Origin of the sequence: Agrobacterium sp. 719_389, assembly GCF_900188475.1 — a bacterium.
Classification (GTDB): Bacteria; Pseudomonadota; Alphaproteobacteria; order Rhizobiales; family Rhizobiaceae; genus Agrobacterium; species Agrobacterium radiobacter.
The window spans coordinates 1-23835 of the sequence record NZ_FYEM01000009.1; the positions used below are offsets into that span (position 1 = coordinate 1).

The 23835-nt window shown below is 58.3% G+C and carries 25 protein-coding genes; 12 read left to right on the forward strand and 13 right to left on the reverse strand.

Annotated features, from left to right (window positions below; genetic code table 11):
- The coding region (locus CFB10_RS16740) for a transposase (RefSeq protein WP_020008882.1) at positions 1-228 on the reverse strand (228 nt) is incomplete at its 3' end.
- 33 nt (positions 229-261) lie between these two features.
- On the opposite strand from CFB10_RS16740, the gene CFB10_RS16745 reads away from it, so the two are divergent.
- Positions 262-1566 carry a hypothetical protein gene (locus CFB10_RS16745; protein ID WP_026363435.1) on the forward strand — a complete coding sequence of 435 codons (1305 nt, stop codon included), beginning with the start codon at positions 262-264 and terminating at the stop codon, positions 1564-1566.
- 177 nt (positions 1567-1743) lie between these two features.
- Here the strand turns inward: CFB10_RS16745 and CFB10_RS16750 are convergent, their stop codons facing one another.
- Together CFB10_RS16750 and CFB10_RS16755 are read right to left on the reverse strand one after the other, a co-directional pair.
- Positions 1744-2352, reverse strand: coding sequence for a hypothetical protein (locus tag CFB10_RS16750; RefSeq protein ID WP_026363436.1), 609 nt, complete (start codon positions 2350-2352; stop codon positions 1744-1746).
- 324 nt (positions 2353-2676) lie between these two features.
- Positions 2677-3081, reverse strand: coding sequence for a DUF2934 domain-containing protein (locus CFB10_RS16755; protein ID WP_020009399.1), 405 nt, complete (start codon positions 3079-3081; stop codon positions 2677-2679).
- Between the two features lie 170 nt (positions 3082-3251).
- On the opposite strand from CFB10_RS16755, the gene CFB10_RS16760 reads away from it, so the two are divergent.
- Positions 3252-3491, forward strand: a complete 240-nt coding sequence (locus tag CFB10_RS16760; protein WP_003502291.1) for a hypothetical protein — start codon at positions 3252-3254, stop codon at positions 3489-3491.
- 58 nt (positions 3492-3549) lie between these two features.
- On the opposite strand, the gene CFB10_RS16765 is transcribed toward CFB10_RS16760, so the two are convergent.
- The 3 genes from CFB10_RS16765 to CFB10_RS16775 all read right to left on the reverse strand — a co-directional run bounded on the left by CFB10_RS16765 (position 3550) and on the right by CFB10_RS16775 (position 5070).
- Positions 3550-3993 carry a TIGR02594 family protein gene (locus CFB10_RS16765; RefSeq protein ID WP_020810805.1) on the reverse strand — a complete coding sequence of 148 codons (444 nt, stop codon included), beginning with the start codon at positions 3991-3993 and terminating at the stop codon, positions 3550-3552.
- Between the two features lie 113 nt (positions 3994-4106).
- Positions 4107-4664 (reverse strand): methylated-DNA--[protein]-cysteine S-methyltransferase, encoded by a 558-nt coding sequence (locus tag CFB10_RS16770; protein ID WP_020009401.1) that lies wholly within the window; start codon positions 4662-4664, stop codon positions 4107-4109.
- Between the two features lie 136 nt (positions 4665-4800).
- Positions 4801-5070: a DUF982 domain-containing protein gene (locus tag CFB10_RS16775; protein WP_003502285.1), complete on the reverse strand. Its 270-nt coding sequence runs from the start codon at positions 5068-5070 to the stop codon at positions 4801-4803.
- A 189-nt stretch (positions 5071-5259) separates the two neighbouring features.
- On the opposite strand from CFB10_RS16775, the gene CFB10_RS16780 reads away from it, so the two are divergent.
- The 4 genes from CFB10_RS16780 to sseA all read left to right on the forward strand — a co-directional run bounded on the left by CFB10_RS16780 (position 5260) and on the right by sseA (position 10047).
- Positions 5260-6699: a deoxyribodipyrimidine photo-lyase gene (locus CFB10_RS16780; RefSeq protein WP_020009402.1), complete on the forward strand. Its 1440-nt coding sequence runs from the start codon at positions 5260-5262 to the stop codon at positions 6697-6699.
- Between the two features lie 122 nt (positions 6700-6821).
- Positions 6822-7859 carry a cysteine synthase A gene (locus CFB10_RS16785; protein ID WP_020009403.1) on the forward strand — a complete coding sequence of 346 codons (1038 nt, stop codon included), beginning with the start codon at positions 6822-6824 and terminating at the stop codon, positions 7857-7859.
- Between the two features lie 12 nt (positions 7860-7871).
- Positions 7872-8609: an alanyl-tRNA editing protein gene (locus CFB10_RS16790; protein ID WP_020009404.1), complete on the forward strand. Its 738-nt coding sequence runs from the start codon at positions 7872-7874 to the stop codon at positions 8607-8609.
- Between the two features lie 16 nt (positions 8610-8625).
- On the forward strand, positions 8626-10047 hold the full coding sequence (gene sseA, locus CFB10_RS16795) for a 3-mercaptopyruvate sulfurtransferase (RefSeq protein WP_020009405.1): 1422 nt from the start codon (positions 8626-8628) through the stop codon (positions 10045-10047).
- 161 nt (positions 10048-10208) lie between these two features.
- Here the strand turns inward: sseA and CFB10_RS16800 are convergent, their stop codons facing one another.
- Together CFB10_RS16800 and CFB10_RS16805 are read right to left on the reverse strand one after the other, a co-directional pair.
- The gene (locus CFB10_RS16800) at positions 10209-10853 is read right to left on the reverse strand and encodes a dihydrofolate reductase family protein (RefSeq protein WP_020009406.1); all 645 of its coding nucleotides are present in this window, start codon (positions 10851-10853) and stop codon (positions 10209-10211) included.
- 53 nt (positions 10854-10906) lie between these two features.
- Complete coding sequence (locus CFB10_RS16805; protein ID WP_020009407.1) at positions 10907-11791, reverse strand: DUF4344 domain-containing metallopeptidase; 885 nt, start codon at positions 11789-11791, stop codon at positions 10907-10909.
- Positions 11792-11954: 163 nt separating this feature from the next.
- On the opposite strand from CFB10_RS16805, the gene CFB10_RS16810 reads away from it, so the two are divergent.
- The 3 genes from CFB10_RS16810 (at position 11955) to CFB10_RS16820 (ending at position 15061) form a co-directional block, all read left to right on the forward strand.
- Entirely contained in the window at positions 11955-12422 is a 468-nt protein-coding gene (locus tag CFB10_RS16810; protein ID WP_020009408.1) for a DUF1203 domain-containing protein, read from the forward strand.
- Between the two features lie 98 nt (positions 12423-12520).
- A complete protein-coding gene (locus CFB10_RS16815; RefSeq protein WP_003502271.1) occupies positions 12521-12856 on the forward strand; it encodes a PilZ domain-containing protein in 336 nt (111 codons plus the stop codon).
- Between the two features lie 216 nt (positions 12857-13072).
- A complete protein-coding gene (locus tag CFB10_RS16820) occupies positions 13073-15061 on the forward strand; it encodes a bifunctional 2',3'-cyclic-nucleotide 2'-phosphodiesterase/3'-nucleotidase (protein ID WP_020009410.1) in 1989 nt (662 codons plus the stop codon).
- A gap of 44 nt (positions 15062-15105) precedes the next feature.
- Here the strand turns inward: CFB10_RS16820 and CFB10_RS16825 are convergent, their stop codons facing one another.
- Positions 15106-16074: a LysR family transcriptional regulator gene (locus tag CFB10_RS16825; protein ID WP_020009411.1), complete on the reverse strand. Its 969-nt coding sequence runs from the start codon at positions 16072-16074 to the stop codon at positions 15106-15108.
- A gap of 149 nt (positions 16075-16223) precedes the next feature.
- Between CFB10_RS16825 and CFB10_RS16830 the strand changes: the two genes are divergently transcribed.
- Positions 16224-16841, forward strand: coding sequence for an FMN-dependent NADH-azoreductase (locus CFB10_RS16830; RefSeq protein ID WP_026363437.1), 618 nt, complete (start codon positions 16224-16226; stop codon positions 16839-16841).
- A gap of 33 nt (positions 16842-16874) precedes the next feature.
- Here the strand turns inward: CFB10_RS16830 and CFB10_RS16835 are convergent, their stop codons facing one another.
- The 3 genes from CFB10_RS16835 to ilvA all read right to left on the reverse strand — a co-directional run bounded on the left by CFB10_RS16835 (position 16875) and on the right by ilvA (position 19922).
- The gene (locus tag CFB10_RS16835; protein ID WP_003502263.1) at positions 16875-18140 is read right to left on the reverse strand and encodes a diguanylate cyclase; all 1266 of its coding nucleotides are present in this window, start codon (positions 18138-18140) and stop codon (positions 16875-16877) included.
- Positions 18141-18257: 117 nt separating this feature from the next.
- Positions 18258-18569 carry an HlyU family transcriptional regulator gene (locus CFB10_RS16840; RefSeq protein ID WP_020009413.1) on the reverse strand — a complete coding sequence of 104 codons (312 nt, stop codon included), beginning with the start codon at positions 18567-18569 and terminating at the stop codon, positions 18258-18260.
- Between the two features lie 78 nt (positions 18570-18647).
- Positions 18648-19922: a threonine ammonia-lyase gene (gene ilvA, locus CFB10_RS16845; protein ID WP_020009414.1), complete on the reverse strand. Its 1275-nt coding sequence runs from the start codon at positions 19920-19922 to the stop codon at positions 18648-18650.
- An 80-nt stretch (positions 19923-20002) separates the two neighbouring features.
- On the opposite strand from ilvA, the gene CFB10_RS16850 reads away from it, so the two are divergent.
- On the forward strand, positions 20003-21460 hold the full coding sequence (locus CFB10_RS16850) for a TrkH family potassium uptake protein (RefSeq protein ID WP_020009415.1): 1458 nt from the start codon (positions 20003-20005) through the stop codon (positions 21458-21460).
- 107 nt (positions 21461-21567) lie between these two features.
- Positions 21568-21822 (forward strand): heavy-metal-associated domain-containing protein, encoded by a 255-nt coding sequence (locus CFB10_RS16855; RefSeq protein WP_003502257.1) that lies wholly within the window; start codon positions 21568-21570, stop codon positions 21820-21822.
- A gap of 377 nt (positions 21823-22199) precedes the next feature.
- On the opposite strand, the gene CFB10_RS16860 is transcribed toward CFB10_RS16855, so the two are convergent.
- Positions 22200-23693 (reverse strand): ABC transporter substrate-binding protein, encoded by a 1494-nt coding sequence (locus CFB10_RS16860; RefSeq protein WP_020009416.1) that lies wholly within the window; start codon positions 23691-23693, stop codon positions 22200-22202.
- Positions 23694-23835 lie beyond the last annotated feature (142 nt).

The window sequence follows — 23835 nt, forward strand, 5'->3', positions numbered from 1 at the left end:
GATATCGCGTTCCTCAGTGACGCGAGCCAGTTCCTTCTTCAGCCGCCTGATCTCCTCGGCCTCGTCGTTACCCTTGGAGTCCGACCCAGCAAACTTCTTCTTCCATTCATACAGCGAATGCTGGCTGACGCCGAGACGCTGCGAAACCTCAGCAACCGGATAGCCCCGCTCCGTGATCTGCCGCACCGCGTCACGCTTAAACTCTTCGCTGAAATTCGATTTGCTCATGATGCTCTTCTTGCCTCAAAATTAGGAAAGAAGGTGTCTACAAATCTAGGGGCTATTCATATCACCGGCACGCCGTCGAAGTTCGACCAGTCCAACATGGCTTCGGCTGTTCGCATGATCCGTGACTACAACTTCCTCCGTGTAATGGGTCAGGTGGGTTTCGCTCAGGTGGCAGAAATCGGAATGATTACCGGCTCTCTGGGACTGAAGACCGCCATCCGCTCCATTCCCTCGCTGCGCACTTTCATGCGTGACGCCAAGACCGGGAAGCTGGCTGACGTTGACGCCGAAGCTCTGGAGTGGATCAGCACGGCTGGCACCGACACGCTACGTGGTATGAGCCATATCGTGACGGATGACTTTGGCGCGCCGATCACGAACGCCGGTAAATCGTCATTGATGCTACGCGCTGAAGGGGCGATGAGCCGTGGCGCTAGGGCTATGACCTTTGCAAGCGGTATGGCACCCATCAACGCCTATCTCCAGCGGTGGGCAGCAAAGGGCGTCCTCCAGAAGTTCATCGACATGAGCGAAGAAGGCGCACGGGTAAACCGGAAGCGGATGCGGGTTCTTGGTCTCAGTGACGAAATGCAGGACCGCATCTTTGCCGAAGTCCGGAAGAACATGGGTGAGACCGCAGGCGAGCGTGAAGGCTCAAAGCTGAAGCGCCTTAATCTGGAGAAGTGGAACCCCGAAGTACGCGGCGCATTCGAACACGCCATCTTCAGGTGGACCCGCAAGATAATCCAAGAGAATGACTTGGGGCAGACGAACACGATGCTGGGCCACACACTCGGCAAACTGTTCTTCCAGTTCCGTGGCTTCATGCTTGGCGCATGGACGAAGAACACCCTCCATAACGTCCACATGCGGGACTGGGAGAGCATGTCCATGATCCTTGCGACGATGACCTTTGGTAGCCTCGCTTACGTGGGGCAGACACACCTTCAGGCAATCGGCAGGAGCGACCGTGACAAGTTCTTGGACTATCGCCTGTCACCCCAGAAGGTCGCCACGGCGGCATTCCAGCGGGCGGGGTTCTACTCCGTCTTCCCGGCGATCATCGATAACTCGGCTTATCTGGCCGGGTTTGACCCGCTGTTTGATACCCGCGTTACAGGCCAGCCGTCTCAGGGTCTTACTTCGTTCCCCGCGCTGGGCATGATTGACAATGCCATGAACTCAGTTCGCGGTGTTGCGGGCATGGCCCACGGAGACCCGTTTTCCCAAAAGGACGCTAGGGCAATGTTCGGCACGCTCCCGTTTCAGAACACGCTGCCCATGCTTTGGTTCGCCAACACGGTTGTAAGGGGGCTTCCTGAGAAGGACAGTCGCTAATCAAGAGAAGGCCACGGCCTCACTCACCGTGACCTTCATTCTTGAGCCTCTAGCGAAGGGGCGGTGTTCGGCAATCCGAACTCCCGAACATTATCGTGACGCCAAACGCTGCACAATACTTAACCGACATGTCACCAGTTCAGGCTGCTGGCGTGTCGGTTTTTTTTCATTCAAGAACTATTTGCGCCCGAAAACGGTGCAAGTGGGGGCGCGGTCAATGTCCCCATTCATCTGAATGAGATACAGATTCGGATCATCCACTATCGTCGCAATGTGACTGTTCAGTAGAACAGTAATTTTTTTAGACCACTGATCAATTTTTTCATAAGCACCGTCAAAATCCATGGGCTTCCTAAATGGATTTCGACCATGGAGCACGTCGCCGCATTGAGCATAAAGAACACTAAAATCTGATCGAGTTAAATATCCTGTTTCAATGTTTTCAAATTTTGCTTTCACGCCGGGTGACGGGTTGAGTAATTGCACAATTGGCCTTGGATAGACTTTTCCAAACCTTTTTTCCACGGCCCTCAGTATTTTTTCTGCGTGATAATCACGTGAAATACTGCCATGAATTTCACTGAGAACTGCTTGGTTCGCACTCAAGACACTGAAAGCAATAAGCTCAAGGATTTTGCGAAATTGCAGGTAGCAATGATCAACGATGGTAGCTTTAAAGAACAGCCGGTGAGGCTCAGCCACTGAACTTACCACACTGAAGTGCCTGCGTTTTATTTCATGCATTAGCTGCGTATAGAGTGCGATATGGTCAGCGGCCAACGTCATGGTTCTCTCACAAATCTGGCAGTCACGGATGCGACGCGCGATGGTACAAGCAGTGAGAGATGATATTCTACTCATTGACATAGGTACACCAGCGCGATACCTGACGGGTACACCGTGAAATGAGGACGACGACGCGAACTATCTACACGCGCTTGATTTTAAATAATAAAATTGGCTGCCCGAGCAGTTTGATTTTCTCAAACCTCTCCGGCCCGGGGAGCCATCTCTCTCAAAAACATGTTTTGAAGAGCGAAGTGCCGCTGCAATTCGCCCGATTTGGATCGGGGATTTTCCTGAATTCCCGGTTATTCAGCCGTCAAACGGTCAGGTCTTCTTGACCACCCGTTTCGTCGCCCTTGTGGCGTTGGTCAGTGCCGGCGGATCACTTGCCGGAAAACTCTCCTCAAGGCTCTCGGTCAAATCGTCGTCCTTGTTCTTGACCGCAGATTTCTGCTCCTTCTCAAGCGATTTTACCGCTGGGGATTTGGCCTTTGCCGAGGCTGCCTTTTTCGCTGGCGTCTTCTTCGTGGCCGCCTTCTCCGCTGACGCCTTCGTGGCAGCCGGCTTCTTCAGGCCATTTCCGCTTTTGGACTTTGCCGCTTCCGCATTTGCGGAAAGTTCCCGTTCCGCTTCGATCCAGTGTCTTTCATGATGCCCGTCGGGTCTTCCTTCCCTTTCCCATATTGCGCGCGCTTTTTCACGGATTGCGGCTTCGCGGTCATGGCTCATAACGGACCTCCCTCGTCGTGTTGCACCGGTTTTGATTGTGCCACTGAAAAAACAAAAAAAGCCAGAGTTTGTTCCGCGCGGTTTCGTCGCGGGTGAGCATTTCCGCGTGAAAGGGAACCGTTATCGATCGGGGATCGTTTGCCCTGCAGAAACCCGCAGGAGACCATTTCATGAACACCCCGCAAAAGCCGAAAACCGAACCACTTGATATTCGCGACGAGGATGTCGCGCGTTTCGAAACCGACAGCGAGCTCAAAGCAAAGGATGGCGAGATTTACCCGGACGAGAGCATGAGCCTTCGTGCGCGCCGGCAGGCGGCAAGGCAGCATGAGGATGCCTTCATCGTCGCCACGGACCTTGAGGACGACGACCAGCGCGAGGCGGCGCCGGGCACCAGAGAGCAGCCATAGGCCGAAAATGGAAAAGGCGGGTCAAAGCCCGCCTTAATCAAAGGAATGTCTGGAGATTTTATCGCCGAACCGACACGATGGCCTTGCGATTGAAGTTCGACACCTGCACCCGGCCGGACTGATTGCCGCCGAGGATCTGGGCCGTCTTGCCGCTCATGCTTTTCAAAATGCCGGCGTGATAACCGCGGCCGTTGCGAATGACAACGACATCGCCCGGCTTGGCCTGACCCACCGGAACGGCATAACCGAAGGATGTCCAGGACTTCGCAAACCCATAGGATTTGGGAGACTGCCGGCCGGCCTTGCTGGCGACCGCATGCAGGAAAAGGCCACACCATGGGGTGCTGCGGGGATTTGCGCCAAGAATATTCTTGAGGCTCTTGTTGTTCTTGGACTCATGCAGCCCGGTGTATTTCTCTGCCTGGTTCAGCATGCCGGCCGAGGCCGATGCAACGACTGTAAAAGACAAGGCAACGGATAGAATTAACGCGGATACTCTCAAACGTCTCGCCCTTATGTTAGAGGGCGCCCGTGTATTGTGACAATTTAGCGACAATTTGACGAGAAATGGGCAGAAATCAGACGCCTATTCATATGCGCTGATCTGTCATTGCTTCAAAACAGGCTGCCCTGCGCCTCATCGGCGCGGCTGCGGCCGGCATTTTCGAGATCCAGCATGCGCAATTTGGTGGTGGTTCCGCCCGGTGCGGAGAAGCCGCCAAGCCTGCCGCCGGCAGCGAGAACCCGGTGGCAGGGAATGATCAGCGGCACCGGATTTTTCGCCATGGCCTGACCGACATCGCGGGCCTTTTCCATGCCGAGACCTAGCGTCTTTACGATGCCGCCATAGGTCGTGGTATGGCCCCAGCCGATCTGCCGCGCAACGGCGTAAACATCGAGGAAAAATCGCTCCTGTCCGGCGAGATCGAGTTCGACGGTCGTAAAATCGATCTGCTCGCCCCCGAAATAACGGGTGATCATTGCAATCACCTCACGCGTGCGTGTTTCCGGAACGGCAATGGAGGCGGATGGCAGGCGCTTCTGGAGAAGTTTTTCGGTCTCACCGGCGTCAGGGCTGGGCAATTGCAGACGCGCGATACCGCCCCCCGCCCACGCAAGACCGCAATGGCCAAGGGCCGTCGGAAAAACAATATAGCCGTAGTGGTTGCTCATTGCCGTCACTCATTCGCCTTTTCGCATGCACGATGCCATATCCCGCATTCGAAACAACCCGTTTCCTGCCTCTCAACAAACAAGGCCACCCGTTTCTGGCGGGTGGCCTTTTACGCGTCAGTCGTGAAAAATCCGCTCAGGATGCGATTTTGCCCTGCTCCTCAACAAGGCATTGCGCCTGCCGGCTGGCGGCAACGAAGGCCGTGCGGGCGATTTCTCCCGCCACATCGCCCATCAGCGAGGCGCGGCACAGACGCAGGGCCTGTTCATGTGCCTTGTCGCCACGTTCGGGCCATTCGTGCTGAAGAAAATCGAAGGCCTCGTAAACGCCATTGAAAATTCGGGGCGCACCGTTTTCAAGGGAGATGGTAACGGGCTTTTCCCACTTAACGTCGTTCAGCAACATTGATTGCACTTCCATGCTCTATTAACCCGCGAAAAACGCCGGCCCCTCCAGTTGGTTCCCTTCATCAGCGGTTTCAAGGGCAAAAAAATAACCCTCGAGAAACCATGCACCTCCATCTTTCCATTCTAGCCGATTTGCGGAACAAAGCGTTTCAACACTCGTTCAAGCGGAAGTGAACCGGAACCTTTCATGCCGACAACAGCCTCCCCCGCCATCGTCTGGTTCCGCAAGGACCTGCGCCTTTCGGACAATCTTGCCCTGCTTGCCGCCGTTGAGCATGGTGGCCCCGTCATCCCCGTCTATGTCAGGGAAAAATCCTGCGGCCCGCTCGGCGGCGCGCAGGAATGGTGGCTTCACCACTCCCTCTCCTGCCTTTCCGCGGTGCTGGAAAAAGCCGGTAGCAACCTTCTGCTTTTAAGCGGCGAGGCCGAAAAGACGCTTCGACATCTGATATCGGAAACCGGCGCTGATGCGGTTTTCTGGAACCGTCGGTATGATCCGGCGGGCATGGCCACGGACAAGGCGCTGAAGCAGAGGCTCCGGGACGACGGCCTGACGGTTCGCAGTTTTTCCGGGCACCTGCTGCATGAGCCATCGCGGCTGCAGACGAAATCGGGCGGCCCCTACCGGGTCTATACCCCCTTCTGGAGGGCGCTGGAGGGTGGCGAGGAACCGCACGCGCCGGCGGATTCACCGAAGAGCCTGAGAGCGCCGAAGGCATGGCCGGAATCCGAAAAACTGGCCGATTGGAAGCTTCTGCCGGTCAGACCGGATTGGGCGAAGGATTTCAGCGAGATATGGACCCCCGGCGAAAATGCGGCCCGGGAAAAACTCGACGATTTCATCGACGGCGCTTTGAAGGGTTACGAGGAAGGTCGCGATTTTCCGGCAAAGGACGCAACATCCATGCTCTCGCCGCATCTGGCCTTGGGCGAAATATCACCCGCCACCGTCTGGCACGCGACGAAGGGGCTTTCCCACCACATCGCCTCAAACGATATCAGCCGTTTCCGCAAGGAAATCGTCTGGCGGGAATTCTGCTATCATCTGCTGTTCCATTTTCCTGAGTTGGACGAGAAGAACTGGAACGACAGTTTCGACGCTTTCGGCTGGCGGAACGACGAGACATCCTTCAAGGCCTGGACGCGCGGCATGACGGGTTATCCGATCGTGGATGCCGGCATGCGGCAATTGTGGCGACATGGCACCATGCATAACCGGGTGCGCATGATCGTAGCGTCCTTCTTGATCAAGCATCTGCTGATCGATTGGCGCAAGGGTGAGAAATGGTTCCGCGACACGCTTGTCGATGCCGACCCGGCCTCAAATGCCGCCAACTGGCAATGGGTGGCGGGTTCAGGCGCGGACGCCTCGCCGTTTTTCCGCATTTTCAACCCCATCCTGCAGGGCGAGAAATTCGACGCCGATGGCGACTATGTGCGTCATTTCGTGCCGGAGCTTAAAAAGCTCGACCGGAAATATATCCACAAGCCGTTCGAAGCGCCCAAAGAGGCCTTGAAGAAAGCGGGCATCGAGCTTGGCAAGACCTATCCGCTGCCGATCGTTGACCATGGAAAGGCGCGGGAAAGAGCGCTTGCCGCCTATGCCGAGGTCAAGAAGAACGCATAAAATTGGGTATCGGCAAAATTTTGCGTGGCTAAGCCAAAGCCGGGAAGATAATTTCTTGCCTTGAAGCGGTTGTAACGGGACATAACGGCACCTAATTTCCGCTCAGACAAGAAGGCTCAATCATGACCATTCACTCCTCTGCGCTCAGTGCTATCGGCAATACGCCGCTCATCCGTCTGAAGGCCGCCTCTGAAGCGACGGGGTGTGAAATCCTCGGCAAGGCGGAGTTCCTTAATCCCGGCCAGTCGGTGAAGGATCGCGCCGCACTCTACATCATTCGCGACGCCGAACGGCGCGGGCAATTGCGGCCGGGCGGCACCATCGTGGAAGGCACGGCGGGCAATACCGGCATCGGCCTGTCGCTGGTCGCCAATGCACTCGGCTACAAGACAGTCATCGTCATTCCCGAGACGCAGAGCCAGGAAAAGAAGGATGCGCTGAAACTTCTCGGCGCAAAGCTGGTCGAGGTTCCGGCGGCCCCCTATTCCAACCCGAACAATTACGTGAAGGTCTCCGGCCGGCTTGCGAAACAGCTTGCCGCGACGGATGAGAACGGCGCGATCTGGGCCAACCAGTTCGACAATATCGCCAACCGTCAGGCCCATATCGAAACCACCGCCCCTGAGATCTGGGACCAGACGGATGGCAAGGTGGACGGCTTCATATGCTCGGTCGGTTCCGGCGGAACGCTTGCGGGCGTGGCCGACGGCCTGCGCGATTTCAATCCCGACATCAAGATCGGCCTTGCCGATCCCGAAGGGGCTGCCCTTTACGAGTTTTACAAGCACGGCGTCCTGAAGTCGGAAGGGTCCTCCATCACCGAAGGTATTGGACAGGGCCGCATCACCGCCAATCTGGAAGGTTTTACGCCTGACTTTTCCTATCGCGTTTCCGATGCGGAGGCGCTGCCGGTTCTGTTCGATCTGGTGACGAAAGAAGGGCTTTGCCTCGGCGGCTCCTCCGGCATCAACATCGCCGGCGCAATCCGCCTTGCCCGCGAGCTTGGTCCGGGGCATACCATCGTAACGATACTTTGCGACTACGGTAACCGTTATCAGTCGAAGCTCTTCAATCCGGATTTCCTGCGTTCCAAGGGACTTCCGGTTCCACAGTGGCTGGCGACGAAAAGCGAGATTGCGGTTCCGTACGAAACCGTTTGAGGACATGCCGAAATGCCTGTGAATGCCCTGTTCCGTGACGATTTTTATCTTTCCACCGCAGAAGCGATCGTCACGGCGGTGCATGAGGATGGCGGCATAGAGCTGGATCAGACCTGCTTTTACGCCACTTCCGGCGGCCAGCCGGGCGATAGCGGCTTTCTCGAGCGGGCCGATGGTTCGCGCATCGAACTCGGCATTACCAAAAACGGCGCCGACAAGAGCGTGATCGTCCATGTGCCGCTCGAAGGCCAGCCTTCGCCCGAGATCGGTGAAAAGCTGACCCTGCATGTGGACTGGCCGCGCCGTTACAAGCTGATGCGCATGCACACCGCCTGCCACCTTCTGTCCGTTGTCTGCCAGTGGCCGATCACGGGCGCTGCCGTCGGCGAAGACGAATCGCGTGTCGATTTCGATATGTCTGAGACCATCGACAAGGACGAAGTGACGGCAAAGCTGATGGAACTCGTGAAAGCCAACCATCCCGTCTTCCTGCAATGGATCACCGATGAGGAGCTTCAGGCCAATCCGGGCATCGTCAAATCCAAGAATGTTCGCCCGCCAATGGGCCTCGGCCGGGTCAGCCTCGTCTGCATCGGCGAAAATTCTGCCATCGACAGCCAGCCCTGCGGCGGCACCCATGTTTCCGAAACGCAGGAAGTGGGCGATATTCACATTGCCAAGATAGAAAAGAAGGGCAAGGAGAACAGGCGGTTCCGCATTCGTTTCGGCGCGCCTGAAGCTGCTGCCTGAAATCAGGAGAGACATCGTGAGCACGGATAAGAGCCGTTTCGTCGTTTCGGCGGACTGGGTAGAAAAACAGCTCGGCACGGCCGGGTTTCGTCTCGTTGATGCCTCGTGGTATCTGCCGGCGCATAAACGAAACGGCGCGGAAGAATTTGCGGCCGGTCACCTGCCCGGCGCCGTGTTCTTCGATCAGGACAAGATCGCCGATCATACGACCGGATTGCCGCACTCCCTGCCCTCGCCGGAATTCTTTGCCGAACAGGCCGGCGCGCTAGGCCTCAGCGACACGGATACGATCGTCGTTTATGACGGCCCCGGCTTCTTCTCCGCACCGCGCGTGTGGTGGATGCTGCGGGTGATGGGCGTGCGCAAGGCCTATGTGCTGGATGGCGGTCTTGATGGCTGGAAGCGCGAGGGCCGGCCGCTCGAAACCGGCGCGCCGGAAATCGAACCCGCAACCTTCACGCCCGATTTTAATGAAAAGCGCGTGACGTCGCTGTCAACGATGCGTGGAATCGTCGACAGCGGTGAAAAACAGATCGCCGATGCTCGCGGCGCGGGACGTTTCACCGGCGATGAGGCCGAACCGCGCGCCGGCATGCGCGCCGGCCACATGCCCGGCGCACGCAGCCTGCCCGCCACCGCCTTCTCCGAGAACGGCCATTTCAAGGATCTCACCGCCATCCGCAAGATGGTGACCGACGCCGGCATCGATCTCGGCAAGCCCGTCGTCACCAGCTGCGGCTCGGGCGTTACCGCCGCCGTCATCACGCTGGCGCTGGAGTCACTCGGCCATCAGGACAATTCGCTCTATGATGGCTCGTGGTCGGAATGGGGCGGACTGGAAGATACGCCTATTGTTACCGGCCCCGCCGAGCCTGTTCCCGTGGTGTCGCATGGGCCTTTGAAGGCGCATGTGACACAGCTGGAAATGACCGCACCACCGAAGGTCAGCCTGCCGATCCCCGTCAATATTCAGACGGCGCTGATGCGCGTCAACAATATTCCCCTGCATTTCTACCGCTATCTCTACTGGCGGGTAGGGAAGCGCTGGCACTGGCAAAAGCGCATGCGCATGAGCGATGCGGAGCTTTCCGCCGTCCTGCGTGATCCGAAAAACAGCGTCACGGTTCTTTACATGAATGGTGCGCCCGCCGGTTTCTTCGAACTGAACAAGGCGAGCGACGAGGTGACAGAGCTGTCCTATTTCGGCCTGCTCGAAGAGGCGATCGGTGCCGGCGTCGGCAAGTGGTTTCTCCTGCAGGCGCTTTATGCCGCCTGGCAGGACAATCCGCAGCGGGTGACGGTGACCACCAATACGCTCGACCACCCACGCGCGTTGCAGCTTTACCAGATGATGGGCTTTTCGCCCGTTGGCACCTATGAGGCCTGGGTGGAGCCGCTCGCCGATACGGAACTTCTGGAAATCTCGATGCGTAATTGAGGGTGGCCGGCAGTAGGGGCCGTATATGCCATTACCGACCATAGCGGCGCGTCCGCCCCATTCTCCTCATTCCCGTGCTCGTCACAGGAATGAGGGTGGGGACGAGTGTGCGCAGAAAACCGCTGCGTAATACTGGTGCGAAGCCCCAAACGGCGCAGCACTCACGCCCTGTCAATAATCAGATGTGTGGCGCCCTCACCCGCCACGGTTCCGGTGCAGTGATAACCGAGCGCCGGCAAATCCATCCCTTCAAACAAGTGTTCGCCCCTGCCGAGAAAAACCGGCGCAAGCGCCAGATGCAGTTCATCGATCATGCCAGCCGCCATATACTGACGGATGGTGGAAACGCCGCCGCCGATGCGGACATCCTTGCCGTTCGCCGCCGTGAGCGCCCTGTCGAGCGCCGCCTCGATGCCGTCGGTTACGAAATGAAATACGGTGCCGCCCTTCATCGTGAAGGACGGGCGCGCATGATGCGTCAGGACGAAGACCGGAACGTGATAAGGCGGCTCTTCGCCCCACCAGCCCTTCCAGCTTTCATCCGGCCAGGCGCCGCGCACCGGGCCGAACATGTTACGCCCTAATATCCAGGCGCCGATATTCTCGAAGCTCTTTTCGGTAAAATCCTCGTCCGTGCCGGTCGAGCCGCCGTCTTTACCGAACATCCGATGAAAGGTGCGCGTCTTGACGGCCCAGTGATGCAGTTCTTCGCCCTTGCTGCCCAGCGGGTTCTGCAGGCTCTGGTCCGTTCCTGCGCCATATCCGTCAAGCGAAATGGCGAAATTGCGAACGACAACCTTTGGCATGGCACTCTCCTCCCCGTTCAGGAGGCCAGATCACCAGCGTCCGGCAATCCGCCTCAGATTTCCCGTTCGAGATTGACCGCCGTCGGAATATGGCCGCCGGCGGCCCCCTTGTCTTCCGTGACCGTGTTCAGCAGATGATCGGCAATCAGCTCCGCCTGGAATTTACCAAGCTCGTAACAATAGGTGATTTCGCGCTTTTCGGCTGACCAGTAGACATCCGGACGGCCGCAGGACTTGGCCGTCAGCTTGACGTCTCCCTTCAAGCCATAACCGCCAAAGCTGCGGCTGATGAGATCGAGAACCTTCGATTCCTTGACCATGATGGCATAGGGCTCCAGTTCCGGATCGCGCGGCGGCACATAGCTGACGGCAAATCTGGATGGCGTCTGGCTGCGGTGCGGGCTTAGAAAATTCTCCCAGGCCGAAGCAACGCCGGGATAAGCGGCAGCGCATTTGTCGAACTCGGCATTGTTGAGCCCCATCATGGCGGCCAGATCGCCATAACCATCCTTGTCACGGCCGACCATCAGGCAGGCCATGTTGCGGTCCCGGCTCCTGTCGGGCACCAGCGCGGAAAAGACGGGAGCCTCGTGCTCCGGCAGGGTCTCCGCCTCACGCGCCAGATACCAGCTGTCGGTGGCGTTGACGAGCGCGGTGTCGAGCCATTCCTCATTGGCCTGAAGGATGAGCGTGCCGGCCAGTTGATCGGCAGGCGCCTGAACACTTGCCGTGTCCGCTGTCCCGAAATCCGAGATCAGCATGCGTGCGCCCTCGTGATAAAGCGAGAAGATCGCGTTGCCGATGACGAAATTGACCGCCTGCTGCAGCTGATCGTCGGACAGACCGTCAAGACCGGAGGCGACCTGCGCGTCGGCCTGCATCGGAGCCGTCAACGATACGAAAGCCAGCGGAACGGCGGCCAGAAAACGACGGAACATAAAATCAGACCTTCCGGGAACGAGGAGCGTCACTGATTCCCGAAGCTAACGAGTCACGCAATGGGCTGGTTGCATCGCCTGTCAAGAATCGGGTGGATAGTGATCCGTTTCGGGACCATAGCTGCAAAGAAGCAACGCCGATCCCAACCCAGGAGGCCCCGTCATGACCGATCTCGTTTTCACCGCAATGCCGGCTAAGGAAGCCGAGGCCTTCCGCGCGGGAGACGCCGACGCCTATGGCAATCCGCCGGAGAAGGCCGTCTCTCCGGGCGGCATGCCCTGCCGCCACTGCCTTCGCCAGATCGGCGAAGGCGACGGGATGCTGGTCCTCGCTTACAGGCCTTTCCCCTCGCTGCAGCCCTATGCGGAAACGGGACCGGTTTTTCTGCATGCCGACGCCTGTGAGCGCTATCCCAAGACGCAGGATGTCCCGCCAATGCTGGACAGCCCGGACTACATCGTGCGCGGCTATGGAGCCGATGACCGCATCGTCTACGGCACCGGCGCGGTGACGGCGACGGGTGAGATCGTGTCGCGCGCACGCCACCTTCTGGAGCGCGCTGATGTCGCTTATGTCCATGTGCGATCCGCCCGTAATAATTGCTATCAGTGCCGTATCGACACAGCATAATCGGCAATTACCTGCAATTTTAAGAGAAGAACTAAACGGCTCTCAAGCTTTCCGCGTCATGATGCATGGTATCGGAAACAATTGATTTGAGCAGCAACATGACAAACAACCTCAATATGGCGACCCGGACCGCGCCCCGCAGCAAAACCAGAATTTTTGCGACTGTGCATTATTTCAGCCAGTCGACCCGGGGACGCGTGGTCGATCTTTCGGCGACGGGGATGGCGCTCGAACTGGACGGCCCTTTCGCCGCCGCCAAGGGCAGCCGGGTCAAGGTGCAGAGTGAAGATCTGGGCTTCATCGAAGGCGTCGTGCAGTGGCAGCACATGAACCGCCTCGGCCTGCAGCTCAAGCTTTCCACCAACACGCTGGCGCAGCTCTCCTCCTATTTCCGCTTCTTCCACGAAGAAGTGAAACCGACCCTCGCCCGCTAATCCGCTGGTCCAACAAAGACGATTGCGCAGGACGGACGATGCGCATTCTCCGGTACGGCGACACCCGCGCCGCGCTGCCGTGACAAAAAATTTATCAAACGGTTGAAAACAGGCCCATCCGTCACGGGCCTGTCATTTTGGTGATGGACTCCTCTGCGATTGCTTCTACCCTGTCGTTTTTTCATGACAGAGCAAGCTTCATTCGAAGGAGTTCCCATGTCGTCGCTTCTCGCTCTCCACCCCATCACCCGGCGTTCGCTTCTGGGCGGCATCGCAGCCTCCTCGGCGCTGGTAATGCTGCACCCTTTTGCTGCGCGCGCAGCGACCAACCAGGCGCATCTGCGCATCATGGAAACGACTGACATCCATGTTCATGTCTTTCCCTATGATTATTACGCCGACAAGCCGAACGACACGATGGGGCTGGCCCGCACCGCCTCGATCATCGACACCATCCGTGCCGAAGCTGGTAACTCGATGCTGGTGGATAATGGCGACTTCCTGCAGGGCAATCCGCTCGGCGACTATATTGCCTATGAGCGCGGCATGAAGGCCGGCGACAAGCACCCCGTGATCAACGCCATGAATGTGCTGGGTTATGATTGCGGCACCCTCGGCAACCACGAGTTCAATTACGGCCTCGACTATATGTCGAACACGCTGGCCGGCGCGGGTTTCCCTTATGTCTGCGCCAACCTCACCAAGGGCCAGCTCGCTTCCGATCCGAAAAACGACGAGCTGTTCTTCAAGCCCTATGTCATTCTGGAAAAGCAGATCCGCGATGGCGGCGGCGTGACGAGCCCGGTCAAGGTCGGCATCATCGGCTTCGTGCCGCCGCAGATCATGATGTGGGATTCCAAGAACCTCGAGGGCAAGGCGCAGACGCGTGACATCGTCGAGGCTGCGAAAGCCTGGGTGCCTGTCATGAAGGAAGAAGGCGCCGATATCATCATCGCCCTTTCCCATTCCGGCATCGACGGCAAGGGCCAGACCGAGCGCATGGAAAACGCCTCGCTTTATCTCGCTGCCGTCGAAGGCATCGACGCCATCTTCACCGGCCACCAGCATCTCGTTTTCCCCGGTCCGAAGACCTGGGACGGCATTGAGGGTGCGGATGCGGTCAAGGGCACGCTGATGGGCAAGCCGGCTGTCATGGCCGGTTTCTGGGGCTCGCATATGGGCCTCATCGACCTGCTGCTTGAAAAGGACGGCAAGAGCTGGAAGATCGTCGACTTCACCTCCGAGGCCCGGCCGATCTATCACCGCGACGAAAACCGCAAGGTCGTCGCCGATTTCACGGATAAAGCGGAAGTCCTCGCCGCCGCCAAGGCCGATCATGAGGCGGCACTTGCCTATGTGCGCCGTCCGGTCGGTAAAACCTCCGCGCCGCTCTATTCCTATTTCGCACTGGTAGCGGACGATCCATCCGTGCAGATCGTTTCCAATGCCCAGACCTGGTATATCAAGGACATGCTGAAGGAAGGGCAATACAAGGATCTGCCCGTGCTTTCGGCAGCAGCACCCTTCAAGTCGGGCGGTCGCGGCGGTGCGGATTATTACACCGATGTCCCCGCCGGTGACATCGCCATCAAGAACGTCGCTGATCTCTATCTCTACCCCAACACGGTGCAGGCGGTGCTGATCAACGGCGCGCAGGTGAAGAACTGGCTGGAAATGTCGGCCGGCATGTTCAACACGGTTGAGGCCGGTGCAAAGGACGCGCCGCTGCTGAACGCGGATTTCCCGTCCTATAATTTCGATGTCATCGACGGCGTGACCTATCAGATCGACATTTCCAAACCCGCGAAATTCGACAAGGACGGCAAGGCGGTCAACCCTGATAGCAACCGCATCGTCAACCTGCAATTTGAAGGCAAGCCGATCGATCCCGAGCAGAAATTCGTGGTGGCCACCAATAATTACCGGGCAAGCGGCGGCGGCAAATTCCCCGATATCGCCGGCGACAAGGTGATCTTCGTGGCGCCCGATACCAACCGCGACGTGATCGTGCGCTATATCATCGACCAGGGCACCATCAACCCGTCTGCGGATGCCAACTGGTCCTTCGCGCCTGTCGCCAATACCACGGCGATCTTCGAAACCGGCCCGAAGGGCCGTCACTATGCGGCTGAGATCAAGGGCGCGAAGATCGAGGATGCCGGTGACGGGGCTGAAGGTTTCGCGAAGTTCCGCCTGGTTCTCTAAAAACTTCGCCCTCCCGGCTGAAACCGGCCGGGAGGGCGAGACTGTCACTCAGCGGCGACAGCAATGGTCCTCTGCTTGCTGGCCGCAAGCATCCCGTTGAAATCCTTATGGTTCGGACAGGCAGAGAGGCGCTGCTGAAATGCTTCGGCAAGCCACTGGCCTGCGGGGCCTGCCGGTGAATCCACCCGCCGAAGCGCAAAGAGCGGATATTCGCCCTGCTCATAGGCCTCAAGTTCAAGCGCTTTCAGGCTGCCATTGGTCAGATCATTGCGCACGATCGATGCGGGCAGACCGCCCCAGCCGAGGCCACCCTTAATGAGCTGGTATTTCGTGGCGATGTCGCTGACCCGCCATGTCTTGTAAGAGAGAACATTGAAATCGCGGCCCTTGGTGAGGCCCGATGCATCGGTGACGACAAGCTGAACCTCCTCGCGCACGTCGGCGAGAACCAGCGGCCGCTCGATCTGCGCCAGCGGGTGATCCGACGCGACGACCGGCAACATGAAGGAATGGCCGACCTTTTCGACAACGAGCTCATCATCCTGGCGCAGCATCGCCCCGCCAATGCCGATGCCTGCCTTACGGGAGAGCACCATATCCATGACCATGCCCAATTCGCCGACATTGAGGCTGAGGGTGACGGTTGAGAACTGCTGGCGAAAATCCCTCAGCACGGCCACCATGGCCTCCGCCGGCACCATGGTGCTGATGGCGACCGAGAGTTCCGCCTCAAGCCCCTGCTTCAGCCCCTTGGCGCGGGCGCGCATCTCCTGCAGGCCGGCGACGATGCGCCTTGCATCCTCAAGCATGGCGCGGCCCTCATCCGTCAGCCTCGGCTGGCGCACGCCGCTGCGCTCAAAAAGCGTCACTTCAAGCTGCGCCTCGAGATTGGCGATGGTGTAGCTGACCACCGACTGGGCACGATTGAGCGCCCGTGACGCGGCGGAAAAGCTGCCGGTCTCGGCCACCGTCAAAAACACCTGCAATTGATCGAGTGTCGGGTTCGCGTCCATGTCCCATCCATTTCATCGATAGATTGCTTCCATATTATCACAGTTTTCTTGATGGCAGTAATTTTTCATATAGAGCGCAAAGGAAGGGCATCGTGCTCTCCCGCCCTCCCAAGGCGCCCGTCAATTCATCGCTTATGCAAGGAAAGACCATGTCCAACATTCTGCTCATCACCTCCAGCCCGCGTGGCGACGAATCGGTTTCCAACAAGTTTTCGGGTGAGCTCGCAAACAAGCTGAAGGCCAAGTCGGCTTCCAACACCCTTGTCCACCGCGATCTCGCCGCTGACCCGATCCCGCACCTCGACACCGTCAAGACCGCAGCGATCCGCAAGCCGGCCGACCAGCGCACCGCCGAAGAAGCGGTTGCCGCCGATTATTCCGACAAGCTGGTTACAGAGCTTCTGGCAGCCGACACGGTCGTCATCGGCACCGGCCTCATCAACTTCAACATCTATTCCGGCCTGAAGTCGTGGATCGACAACGTCGCCCGCGCCGGCCAGACCTTCAAATACACCGAAACCGGCCCGGTTGGCCTTGCCACCGGCAAGAAGGTCTACATCGTGCTGGCCGCCGCCGGCGTTTATTCCGAAGGCCCGGCCGTATCGATGAACCATGCCGTTCCCTACCTCAAGACCGTTCTCGGCTTCATGGGTATGACGGATGTGGAAGTCATCTATGTCGAAGGCTTGGCATTTGGTCCGGAAGCCGTCGAAAAGGCTGTGGCCGCCGCCGAAGCCAAGGTTGAAGAGCTGGCCCAGGCCGCCTGAGACAATTGAATGGAGGCTGATACCGAAAAGGTATCAGCCGACCCACATTCCGTAACGGCCGTGGACCTGATCCCGGCCGTTATTTTTTGCCGCATAGAGCCGCGAGTCGGCTTCGGAAAGAAGTTCGAGGAATACCCGCCCATCCTCCAGACCGGTCGCGACACCGATGCTGACAGTCAGGGGCGTTCCGTCGGGCCGGCGCAGACCCGTCAGCACGGCGGCACGAAGACCTTCGGAAAAGGCAAGTGCGGCCTCGTGCGTCATCGCCGGAAGCAGGGCCACAAATTCCTCGCCGCCAAAACGGTAGAGATGGCCATGTGGTTGAACCGACCGCTTCATGACGGCTGCGAATTCCCGGAGAATTTCATCGCCCCGCAGATGGCCGAACGTATCGTTGACGGTCTTGAAATGGTCGATATCGACGATGAGGACGCTGATCGCCCGTCTCTTCTCGGCGCAGTCAAGCACGATAGAGGGCGCGTCGAGCTCCATGCGGGCGCGGTCCGAAACACCCGTCAGCATGTCGCGTCCGGAGCGGGATAACAGCTCTTCGTAACGTTCGCGGAAGGTCAGATCGTTGAAGACATCCGCAATGTTGCGGCGTATCAGGAAACGGCCCTTGGCCGATGTCAGCCACAGATAGAGGGCGAAGAGAAGCGAATAGACCGCGACGGCCGCCATCTTCGCCTTCCAGCCATCATAAAACACATCGACCGGCGCGTTGAACAGAAGCCGCAGCGCACCGTAAAAACCCGCCTGATCGAGACTGAGGATGACGACACCGCAGATGCCGAAACGCAGGACGATATGGCGCTGCAGATACCGCCCCAGTTTTTCATAAAACAGGATGATGGCGATGGCGTCGATGTAAAGCAGGCTGGTGCCCCAGACCATCAGCACACCCATCTCGTCCAGAAAGCCGGTACTGACAGACTGTCCGGGCACGATCGCCACCGTCTGATGAAAGCGGATGATCTGGGCCATGATGACGGTCAATATGTTGCCGAGAAAAAGGCCATAGATCGGCTGGCGCACCACCGCAGCATCCTCGCGCATATAGAGCATGAGGATCATCATCAGCTTGCCGGCAAAAAGGATCGAGGAACCGGGCGACGCCACGCCGAAAGGCAGCTGCACGTAAAAGACGGCCGCCAGATAGGTTTCCAGAAAATGCATGACCCCCAGCGCGGTGAGAAAAACACCGATGCCGAGAATATGCCGGTAATGAAGGAAGGCCGTCATTACCGAAAAATAGACGATGGCCTCCGTCAAAAAGAGGGCCAGATTTGCCCACTGCATCGGCACATGCCTTATCGATCCACGTCGCGCGGGTTGATTGGCGCGACTCCATGCCCTTCAGAGACGATAGGCCGAAGCAAACAACGGAATCTTAATGTGAGAGGCAAGAAAACGTCATCATTTTCCTGGGAAAAGCGATGCGCCGTTCTGGTCGATGATGAGCTTCGCCTTGCGGATCGTGAACTCCACCGCATCGTCCATGCTGGTGAAGACGTCGGCGCGCACGAATTCATGCACCAGCACTTCGTCGCCGGCCTTTTTCTCGATGCGGCCGGCCAGGCGGAACTGACCGCCTTCCTTGATCGGCGTCGCATAGATCAGATAGTCGCCATGCGCATGCGGCTCGGCCTGCGACACCTTCTGCGGCGCGTCGGAGGACGGCTGGCCGGAGCCGAAGGCCGAGAGGATTTTGGAAAAAAACGATGCCATGGCTTTCACTCCCTCAATCTATGTCACGTTTGAAGGGCGGAGGCGATCCGCCGCCCTTCCCTGTCCTTAACGCCCCGATTAGATGATCAGGTTCGACAGGATGTCGTTTTCGGTGATGTCCTCATAACCGAGACCGGCGGCCTCGAAGCGCTCCAGCAGGCCTCCGAAGTTTTCCTGCGCGTTGGTTTCAATACCGATCAGGATCGAACCGAAATTGCGGGCCGATTTCTTCAGATATTCGAAACGGGCGATATCGTCGTCCGGGCCGAGCAGATTGAGGAAATCGCGCAGCGCGCCGGGGCGCTGCGGCAGGCGCAGGATGAAATATTTCTTCACGCCGGTGTAACGCATGGCGCGTTCCTTCACATCCGGCAGACGTTCGAAATCGAAATTGCCGCCGGAGACCACGGCGATGACCGTCTTGCCTTCCAGCCTCTCACGACCGAGCTTCTCCAGCGCGGCGATGGAGAGCGCACCCGCAGGCTCCAGCACCACGCCTTCGAGGTTCAGCATCTCGATGATCGTCACGCAGATGGCGTTTTCCGGAATGAGCATGACCTGCTCGGCCGGGAAATCCTTCAGCGCCTTGAAGTTCAGGTCACCGATGCGGGCGACGGCTGCGCCATCGACAAAATTGTCGATCTTGTTCAGCGTCACCGGCTCGCCGCGTTCCAGGCTCTTCTTCAGGCTCGGCGCACCCTCGGGCTCGCAGAATACGAAGTTCTCCTTGCGGACGGTGCCGGCCAGAAAGCCGGTGAGGCCGGCCGAAAGACCGCCGCCGCCGACCGGCATGACAACGATGTCAGGCTTAGTGCCTTCCGGAAGCTGGTCCATGATCTCGGCGGCAACCGTCGCCTGCCCCTCGATGATGTCCTCATGATCGAAGGGCGGCACCATGTATCCGTCACTATCCTGCACATGCTGGCGGGCAGCGGCGTAACACTGGTCGAATATGTCACCCACCAGACGGATGCTGATGAATTCGCCGCCGAAGATGCGGGTCTTCTCGATCTTCTGCTGCGGTGTCGTCACCGGCATGAAAACAACGCCGTGAACGCCGAAATGGCGGCAGGCGAAAGCAAAGCCCTGGGCATGGTTGCCGGCGGAAGCACAGACGAAAACCTTGCCCTTGCCGGCCTTGGCCACCGCCTTGCGCAGAAAGTTGAATGCGCCTCTAATCTTGTAGGAACGAACCGGGGACAGATCCTCACGCTTCAGCCAAATCGACGCGCCATACCGACGGCTGAGATGTTCATTCAACTGCAGCGGCGTTTCCGGGAATATTTCCCGCACTTCCCGCCGCGCTGCTTCCACAAGCTGCTTGTCCACGATTGTCAATCCATTGAAATTCATAATGGCACCCGCTATGCCATAGGAAGGCGTCCGAGACAAAGACTCATTTCAGCGCGGCAACGAACTCCGGGTTTCATTTCTTGAACAGTAACCTTCTGCGCTCGGTCATATATGTTGCGTCCATCTTCGGGCTTTACATGGCGACGGCCATGTTTCTGCCGGCGCTCACCGATCTTTATTACGGCAATGACGACTGGATGGTGTTTGCGCTGTCGGGTTTCATGTGCGGAGGCTTTGCTCTAGCCTGCGCGCTGGCGACGCGCGGGCCGATCGCCTCCTTCAACAAACGTTTCGGCTTTCTGCTCGTCAACCTGCTCTGGCTGGTCTTTTCCATCGTCGGCGCGGTTCCGCTTTATCTGTCGGAACTCAACCTGACGCTCGGTCAGGCGATCTTCGAATCCGTTTCAGCCATCACCACAACAGGATCGACGGCCATATCCGGGCTCGACAACGCGCCGCAGGGGATCCTGCTCTGGCGCTCGCTGCTGTGCTGGCTAGGCGGCATCGGTATCGTCGCCCTCGGCCTCTTCATCCTGCCGCTGCTGCGCGTCGGGGGCATGACCTTCTTCCGAATGGAATCCTCCGATACCGGCAATGACCGGCCCTTCGCGCGGCTGGCGAGCTTCACCCGGGCTTTCGTGGCCATTTACATCATCATGACGCTTGCCTGTACGATCGCTTACGATTTTGCCGGCATGTCGCATTTCGACGCGCTGAACCATGCCATGTCGACGGTCGCCACCGGCGGCTTTTCCACCCATGACGCCTCTTTCGCCTATTTCAACAATACTGCGCTGCTGTGGATCGCCACCATCTTCCTGATCTTCGGCAGCCTGCCCTTCTCGGTGATGATCCTGCTTGCCGTGCGCCGCCGGCTGGAGACGCTGCGTGACCCGCAGATTGCCGTCTTCCTCGGTTATCTCTGCGCGATCTCGATTGCCGTGGGCGTTTATCACCATCTTAGAAACGGCGTGCCGCTGGATGACGCGCTCAGTCACTCCTTCTTCAACATGACCTCGATCCTTTCGACCGGCGGCTTTGCCAGTGACGACTATACGCTCTGGGGTCCCTTCGTCGTTGTCGTCGCTTTTTTCGCAACCTTCATGGGCGGCTGCTCCGGCTCGACGGCGGGCGGCATCAAGGCCTATCGTTTTCTCATCATGTTCAACGTGGCGCGCGCCGGGCTGAAGAAGCTGATCTATCCGAACGCGGTCTATTCGGTGCGTTACGGCCAGCAGGTGGTCGATCCCGATACGATCCGGACGATCTTTCTGTTCGTCAGCTGTTTCATCGCGCTGTGGATCGCCGGCAGCCTCGCCATGAGCCTGATGGGTTACGATTTCCTCACCGCCACCTCGGCCGTTGCGACCTCACTCGGCAATGTCGGACCCGGCATCGGCCCGATCGTCGGACCGGCGGGCAATTTCTCCACGATCAGCGATCCCGCGCTTTATCTCCTGTCGGTCCTGATGCTGCTCGGGCGTCTGGAAATCCTGACGGTTCTGGTGCTGCTGATGCCGATCTTCTGGCGCAGCTGATCCGGCGACATACATGTTGCGAATGCGCGAATAAAGCGCTTGACCTTCCCACGTTGGAATAGTCCAGGCTCCTCCTGTTACGAATTCCAAACCATGGAGAACCGCCTATGTGCACCGCCCATCAGCATCACCCGGAAACCACTGCCGCACCCGTCGATGCCGACCTTTCTTTCCACGTTGAAGACATGACCTGCGGTCACTGCGCCGGTGTGATCAAGGGCGCGATCGAAAAGACCGTTCCCGGCGCTGCCGTGCATGCCGATCCGGCAAGCCGTACGGTCGTGGTTGGCGGCGTCTCCGATGCAGCGCGTATTGCCGAAATCATCACCGCCGCTGGCTATACACCGGAAGCGCGCGCCTGATCCGAAGAGATGCCGGCGGCGCTTTCATCCTGACGCCGCCGGGTCGCCCCGCCTGCCCCGCTTCGCGCTGAACCTGCGTGACAGCCGTTGGACGACATCGCGTTTTGTCCTTTCAAACCTCCCCGAGCAGATATCTCTCCCGAAGCCGGTGGTGAAGGCTTCACGCCTCTCGCGTCATCCCCGGGCTCGTCCCGAGGATGACGCGGAGTGTTTTGCGTAGCTCGTCATTCCAAATCAATATCACCCACATTGTCCCGAAATTTGGCACGCACGGCAGTGCGACTGATCCGGCATCCAGCCACGGCGTTGCGGCACCATAGAAATATGGCCCGGCTCTTGCGAGCCGGGCCATACCTCGTCGGCAATGTCATATCGGCTTATTTCACCGCCAGATCCTTGGTCATGATGAAGTAGTTGATCGGATGCGGCTTGAAGTTTTCGACCTTGTCCGAATAGGCGTCGAAAGCGGTCTCGTGGATGAGGTAGACGGTGACGGCTTCATCGTAAACCCTCTTCGCCGCCTCGGCATAGATGGCGTAACGCTTGGTCGGCTCAGCCGTCGCATAGGCCGATTTGATCAGCTTGTCCGTCTCCTCACTGCAATAATGCGAGATGTTGTAGCCGCCTCCGCAGGTGTAGTCGGCATTGAGGAACCCGATCGGTTCGGCAACATCCGTGGCGTAACCGCGTGACAGAAGAACCATATCGAAATTGCCGGCCAGGAGATCGGGCTCGATCGCAGTGTAATCGGCAACGCGCACATCCACCTTGATGCCGATTTCCTGCAACTGGGCCTGGATAACGGCGGCAACATCCTTGAGTTCGGTTCTTTCAGTGTAGGCCAGAAGCGTCAGCTTCAGGCTGCCGGGAGCAATTCCCGCCTCTTTCAGCAGAGCCTTCGCCTTCTCTACGTCATAAGCGGGTGTGACATCTTTCGGCGCCCACGGCTCTCCCGGTGCGAAGGGCATCGTTGCGGGTTTTACCACGCCTTCATAGATGCTGTCGGCAATGCCGGCGGTGTCGATGGCAGCCCGGATCGCCTGCCGAACCTTGATATCCTTGAACGGCGGCTTCGAATTATTGAGAAGCATTTCCGTAATCCGGGGCACGGTAATTGGCGCAACCTTGACACCCTTCGTGGCTTCAATGGTCTTTACCGCCCAGGGTGGTATCACGCGCGAAATCTGCACTTCACCGCTTCTGATCTGAGTGGCGCGCGTATCGGCATCCGGAATAAAGTTCACGCGGCCGCCCGAAAGCTTCGGCATGCCGTTCCAATAGTCATGGTTCGCGGTCAGTTCCATATATTGGTTGGCATCAACCTTGGTGATCTTGAAGGGGCCGGTGCAGGTTCCGATCGGATCCACCTTGCCATCCTTATAGGCGGATGGCGCGAGGATCGAAGTCGCCGGGCTTGCCATTTGCGCCGGCAGCAGCACCGATGGCTCGATGGTCGTGATCTTCACGATATCGTCGCCACCAGCATCGACGGCAGCGATCAGCTTGGGGGAAAAGGCGCGGGCCGGAACGGGCGCCTTGAGAAGATTGGTAAGTGCATTGACCGCGGCCGCAGCATTAAGCGGCTCGCCGTTCTGGAACTTCACGCCCTTGCGCAGCTTGAATTCCCAAACCTTCGGTGAGGTTTGCGTCCAGGATTCGGCCAGCCCCGGCTCCAGTGCGGTGTCATAACCGACGCGGACCAGGCTTTCGAAACACCCTGCGCGCGAACCGAGATAGGCGTCGTCGGAAGCCATCTGCCAGCCGGTCTTGACGCCGGTATAATCGTCATAGGTAATCGTTCCGGCTGTCGCCGCCTGCGTCCCAAACGAGACCACAACGGCGCACGTCGCCAAAAGTGCGTGCTTCATCATAGAAGATTCCCCTTTTATTTTTGATGACAACGCTCACAGTTCGTAAATTTTCTCGAAACTTCACTCAAACAAATACGAAGACAACAATAATACCCTATGGATATCTCGCGATTATCCATTCGAATATTATTCATTTTACGTT

Excerpts from the sequence above, each read along its gene's own strand:
- CFB10_RS16840 (WP_020009413.1), bottom strand. The coding sequence starts at position 18,569 with ATGGCATCGTTTTTTTCCAAAATCCTCTCGGCCTTCGGCTCCGGCCAG.
- CFB10_RS16750 (WP_026363436.1), bottom strand. The coding sequence starts at position 2,352 with ATGACGTTGGCCGCTGACCATATCGCACTCTATACGCAGCTAATGCAT.
- CFB10_RS16810 (WP_020009408.1), top strand. The coding sequence starts at position 11,955 with ATGACCGATCTCGTTTTCACCGCAATGCCGGCTAAGGAAGCCGAGGCC.
- CFB10_RS16825 (WP_020009411.1), bottom strand. The coding sequence starts at position 16,074 with ATGGACGCGAACCCGACACTCGATCAATTGCAGGTGTTTTTGACGGTG.
- CFB10_RS16760 (WP_003502291.1), top strand. The coding sequence starts at position 3,252 with ATGAACACCCCGCAAAAGCCGAAAACCGAACCACTTGATATTCGCGAC.
- CFB10_RS16855 (WP_003502257.1), top strand. The coding sequence starts at position 21,568 with ATGTGCACCGCCCATCAGCATCACCCGGAAACCACTGCCGCACCCGTC.
- CFB10_RS16815 (WP_003502271.1), top strand. The coding sequence starts at position 12,521 with ATGACAAACAACCTCAATATGGCGACCCGGACCGCGCCCCGCAGCAAA.
- CFB10_RS16820 (WP_020009410.1), top strand. The coding sequence starts at position 13,073 with ATGTCGTCGCTTCTCGCTCTCCACCCCATCACCCGGCGTTCGCTTCTG.
- CFB10_RS16835 (WP_003502263.1), bottom strand. The coding sequence starts at position 18,140 with ATGCAGTGGGCAAATCTGGCCCTCTTTTTGACGGAGGCCATCGTCTAT.
- CFB10_RS16805 (WP_020009407.1), bottom strand. The coding sequence starts at position 11,791 with ATGTTCCGTCGTTTTCTGGCCGCCGTTCCGCTGGCTTTCGTATCGTTG.
- CFB10_RS16775 (WP_003502285.1), bottom strand. The coding sequence starts at position 5,070 with ATGTTGCTGAACGACGTTAAGTGGGAAAAGCCCGTTACCATCTCCCTT.
- ilvA (WP_020009414.1), bottom strand. The coding sequence starts at position 19,922 with ATGAATTTCAATGGATTGACAATCGTGGACAAGCAGCTTGTGGAAGCA.
- CFB10_RS16785 (WP_020009403.1), top strand. The coding sequence starts at position 6,822 with ATGACCATTCACTCCTCTGCGCTCAGTGCTATCGGCAATACGCCGCTC.
- CFB10_RS16830 (WP_026363437.1), top strand. The coding sequence starts at position 16,224 with ATGTCCAACATTCTGCTCATCACCTCCAGCCCGCGTGGCGACGAATCG.
- CFB10_RS16790 (WP_020009404.1), top strand. The coding sequence starts at position 7,872 with ATGCCTGTGAATGCCCTGTTCCGTGACGATTTTTATCTTTCCACCGCA.
- CFB10_RS16780 (WP_020009402.1), top strand. The coding sequence starts at position 5,260 with ATGCCGACAACAGCCTCCCCCGCCATCGTCTGGTTCCGCAAGGACCTG.
- CFB10_RS16770 (WP_020009401.1), bottom strand. The coding sequence starts at position 4,664 with ATGAGCAACCACTACGGCTATATTGTTTTTCCGACGGCCCTTGGCCAT.
- CFB10_RS16800 (WP_020009406.1), bottom strand. The coding sequence starts at position 10,853 with ATGCCAAAGGTTGTCGTTCGCAATTTCGCCATTTCGCTTGACGGATAT.
- CFB10_RS16860 (WP_020009416.1), bottom strand. The coding sequence starts at position 23,693 with ATGATGAAGCACGCACTTTTGGCGACGTGCGCCGTTGTGGTCTCGTTT.
- CFB10_RS16755 (WP_020009399.1), bottom strand. The coding sequence starts at position 3,081 with ATGAGCCATGACCGCGAAGCCGCAATCCGTGAAAAAGCGCGCGCAATA.